1 protein-coding gene is annotated in these 1283 nt (G+C 53.2%); it reads left to right on the top strand.

What is annotated here, in order from left to right; genetic code table 11:
• Positions 1 to 1283: hypothetical protein (locus tag G518_RS41600; protein WP_425414323.1), on the top strand; the 1283-nt coding region annotated here is incomplete at both ends.

Here is a 1283-nt window from a genome sequence, read left to right as displayed (position 1 = left end):
GTGTTGCTCAGACCCGTGCTGAGTGAGCTCACACCAGTACTCAACGAAGAGACTGAGCTATTCGTGTTGCTCAGACCGGTACTCAAGCTCGAAACGCTGGAATTCGTATTGCTCAGACCTGTGCTGAGCGAACTAACTCCGGTGCTCAACGACGAAACAGAGCTATTGGTGTTGCTCAAACCCGTGCTGAGCGAGCTCACACCCGTACTCAACGAAGAGACCGAGCTGTTCGTGTTGCTTAGCCCGGTACTCAGGCTGGACACGGAACTATTCGTGTTGCTCAGACCTGTGCTGAGCGAGCTAACGCCGGTACTCAACGACGAGACAGAGCTGTTGGTGTTGCTCAAGCCTGTACTGAGAGAGCTGACGCCAGTACTGAGGCTAGATACTGAACTATTGGTATTGCTCAGGCCCGTGCTCAGTGAGCTCACTCCAGTGCTCAGAGAGGAGACAGAGCTGTTCGTGTTGCTCAGACCTGTGCTGAGCGACGAGACTGAACTGTTGGTGTTGCTGAGACCCGTACTCAACGAGCTCACGCCAGTGCTCAACGACGAAACTGAGCTATTGGTATTGCTCAGGCCAGTGCTCAAGCTCGAAACGCTGGAATTCGTATTGCTCAGACCCGTGCTGAGCGAACTCACTCCAGTGCTCAAGGAAGACACCGAGCTATTGGTATTGCTCAACCCAGTGCTGAGCGAGCTGACGCCAGTGCTGAGGCTAGATACCGAACTATTGGTATTGCTCAGGCCCGTGCTCAAACTGGACACGGAACTGTTCGTGTTGCTCAAACCGGTGCTGAGTGAACTCACACCAGTACTCAACGAAGAGACCGAGCTATTGGTGTTGCTCAAGCCAGTGCTCAAACTAGACACTGAGCTGTTCGTATTGCTCAACCCAGTGCTGAGCGAGCTGACGCCGGTGCTAAGGCTAGATACCGAACTATTGGTATTGCTCAGACCTGTGCTGAGGCTAGAGACCGAACTGTTGGTGTTGCTCAGGCCCGTGCTGAGTGAGCTGACGCCAGTACTCAACGAAGAGACCGAGCTATTGGTATTGCTCAAGCCAGTGCTCAAGCTGGACACAGAACTATTGGTATTACTCAGACCTGTGCTGAGCGAACTAACACCAGTGCTCAACGAAGAAACCGAGCTGTTCGTGTTGCTCAAACCGGTGCTGAGCGAGCTAACGCCAGTGCTCAACGAAGAGACTGAGCTATTCGTGTTGCTCAAGCCAGTGCTCAAACTAGACACTGAGCTGTTCGTGTTGCTCAACCCAGTGCTGAG

Source organism: Ottowia thiooxydans DSM 14619, assembly GCF_000422885.1.
Lineage (GTDB): Bacteria > Pseudomonadota > Gammaproteobacteria > Burkholderiales > Burkholderiaceae_C > Ottowia > Ottowia thiooxydans.
This window is presented reverse-complemented; position numbering and strand designations above follow the sequence as displayed.